Origin of the sequence: Vibrio sp. R-1, assembly GCF_035615595.1 — a bacterium.
In the GTDB taxonomy this organism is placed as follows: domain Bacteria; phylum Pseudomonadota; class Gammaproteobacteria; order Enterobacterales; family Vibrionaceae; genus Vibrio; species Vibrio cholerae.
The window spans coordinates 1-2641 of record NZ_WPDC01000162.1 but is presented as its reverse complement, the minus strand read 5'-3'; the positions used below and the strand labels follow the sequence as shown (position 1 = coordinate 2641).

General features: G+C 44.6%; 3 protein-coding genes. 2 read left to right on the top strand and 1 reads right to left on the bottom strand.

All coding sequences use genetic code 11. The features are described from left to right. Positions 1-256: 256 nt before the first annotated feature. Positions 257-1162 carry a LysR family transcriptional regulator gene (locus GOU96_RS17235; protein ID WP_267782944.1) on the bottom strand — a complete coding sequence of 302 codons (906 nt, stop codon included), beginning with the start codon at positions 1160-1162 and terminating at the stop codon, positions 257-259. Positions 1163-1272: 110 nt separating this feature from the next. Between GOU96_RS17235 and accD the strand changes: the two genes are divergently transcribed. Together accD and GOU96_RS17225 are read left to right on the top strand one after the other, a co-directional pair. Beyond that, positions 1273-2139 carry an acetyl-CoA carboxylase, carboxyltransferase subunit beta gene (gene accD / locus GOU96_RS17230; protein ID WP_267782919.1) on the top strand — a complete coding sequence of 289 codons (867 nt, stop codon included), beginning with the start codon at positions 1273-1275 and terminating at the stop codon, positions 2137-2139. An 81-nt stretch (positions 2140-2220) separates the two neighbouring features. After that, a partial coding sequence (locus tag GOU96_RS17225; protein WP_324702045.1) for a DUF1176 domain-containing protein occupies positions 2221-2641 on the top strand: 421 nt, incomplete at its 3' end.

Here is a 2641-nt window from a genome sequence, read left to right as displayed (position 1 = left end):
CCAAGTTGTTTGGGTATACATCATTTTTGCCCCATTCCTGCTTAGTGCGATTACTCAGCAATAGATTACTCTGCTGAGTTTGCTATACGTGAGGTTATGGCAGATACCAGAACGCTGTTACATGGAATCTCCCATTTTCGAACATCACACCGTCTATGCTTAGTAGCCTTACTTTTGCATAACAATTCGCTTAGCTAATCACCTACTCTAAAAGAAGTGGTTCAGACAAAGCCTTTCATAGAAATTGTTCTTCAGCTTATGTGCTTTTATCTAAATTTGCTTGGCACTGTAAGTGTTTAATAAACATCGGAATCTTTTTCGCCAAGTGCTTTCGGGAAGAATAAAAAGCATACAGTACTAAATCATCAGGCTCATACTCCATTTCTACCACCTCCAAAACGCCTAGATCTAATTCGGATTGGCAAAATTCAACAGGTAGTATCGCAAAACCTAGGCCAGAAACTGCGCCAGTTTTAGCAAGAAGCCCGCTGTTCACTTTGAATGAAGAATGCACTTTTTGAGTAATCCGCTCACCTTTGCCATTGCTGAATACCCACGGTGTGCCATTTAACACGGTGAAACTACTAATGCATGGAACGTGTTTTAAATCGGTAATCTGAAAAGGTCTGGGAAAGCTCTGCAAGAGTTTTGGGGCGGCGACCACCACACTTGGCCACCGTTTAATCTCCTGCGCGATCCAACTGCTGTCTTCGAGTTGACCTCGATGAAAACTTAAAACGACATCAAAGCCGTCCAGCAAATCCTCTTTAGGACTGATGCTTGTGTCGCAACACAATGAAATCGAGGGGTGAAAGCGACAAAAATCGACCACTGCTTGGGCTAAAGTCGGTGAATCCGGCATTAGAATTTTTAGCTGCCCCATGACTTCATGAGAATGTTGAGTCACCCCCTCAAGAACATCATTCAACTTATCCAACAAAGGTTGTGCACGTAAATAAAGGAGATCTCCAGCATCGGTTGGAGCGATTCGGCGTGTCGTTCTATGAAATAGCCTTGTATTCAACCGTTCTTCCAACAAAGCAATATGTCGGCTGACATTGGATGTGGGCAAGCTTAGAAACTCCGCCGCACGTTTAAAACTATTGCTCTCATAAACACAGAGAAAACTTTTTAACCACTGTTGATCAATCTTATCCAGCATCACACTTAGTCCCACATTTCGGGATTATCAATCCAATAATCACCACTTTATTACCAGAAACAAGCTCATACAATGTTCTTAGCTAAAGTAATTTGGAATAAGAGTTCCCCATGAGTTGGTTAGAAAAGCTGTTAGATAAGAAGAACATCATTAGTACGCGTAAAGCGTCGGTTCCAGGCGGAGTATGGACTCAATGCCCATCTTGCGAACAGGTCTTATATCGGGCTGCCCTCACAGAGAACTTAGAGGTGTGCCCTAAATGTAATCACCATATGAGGTTGTCGGCACGTCAACGTTTAGAACGTTTCTTGGATAGGGAGGGGCGAGCTGAACTTGCTAGCGAACTGGAACCAATAGATTTACTGCATTTCAAAGATCTAAAACGCTATAAGGAACGTCTGACTCTGGCTCAGAAAAGTACCGGAGAAAAAGACGCATTGGTTGTGATGAGAGGAAGAATCATGGGCTTACCCGTGATTGCCTGTGCATTCGAGTTCTCCTTTATGGCTGGTTCAATGGGATCCGTTGTCGGCGCCCGTTTTGTGAGAGCCGTTGAAGCGGCTATCGAGGACAATTGTGGATTGGTCTGCTTCTCGGCATGCGGCGGCGCTCGAATGCAAGAGTCGCTAATGGCTTTAATGCAAATGGTCAAAACCAGTGCCGCTTTAAATCAGTTATCAAAGGCAAAATTACCTTACATATCGGTATTAACCGATCAAACTTTTGGTGGTGTCTCTGCGAGCTTGGCGATGTTGGGTGACATTAACATTGGTGAGCCCAAAGCAAGGATCGGCTTTGCAGGGCGTCGCGTTATTGAACAAACCGTTCGCGAAATCTTGCCTGAAGGCTTTCAGCAAAGTGAGTTCCTCTTAGAGCACGGCGCACTCGACATGATTGTGGATAGACGCGAGATGCGTAAACGAATTGGTGGGCTATTAGCAAAAATGACAAACACAACACTCTCGACAAATGAGTAGCTTATCTGTTTTCACTAACCTAAGCGGGCAATGGTATGCTCACTGACTGAATCATGAAGATGGTATAAAGGGAATAAGCTAATGCTCTATATTCGGAGTGCTATATACACATTGGGCTTGGTGGCTTTTTCTGCCAATGCGTTTGAGGGAGAGAGTTTTCAACACAAAGATTGGTATCTCGCTTGTGATAATACAGGCACCTGCCGAGCGGCTGGCTATTCAGATACAGACAGCCTTAATCCTGTTGCTGTGATGTTTACCCGTGAAGCAGGCCCTGCAACGCCGGTAACAGCCAAAGTGTATCTGGGGGACGAATCTGATTTCGAACCTTGGCCTGAGCAAATAAATCTGTATATCGATTCTCAGGATTTGGGGCCGATAAAGCATGACATCCTAACAGCTATGCAAGTTCAAGCTCTTCTCGCTGTGGTGACCAAAGATTCACTGATAGAAATTGGCGATGGTAAATCCAACTGGGTACTGTCTGGCAATGGTGCCAGTG

Bases quoted from the DNA above. Each gene is read 5' to 3' on its own strand.
- GOU96_RS17235 (WP_267782944.1), bottom strand. From the start codon at position 1,162: ATGCTGGATAAGATTGATCAACAGTGGTTAAAAAGTTTTCTCTGTGTT.
- accD (WP_267782919.1), top strand. From the start codon at position 1,273: ATGAGTTGGTTAGAAAAGCTGTTAGATAAGAAGAACATCATTAGTACG.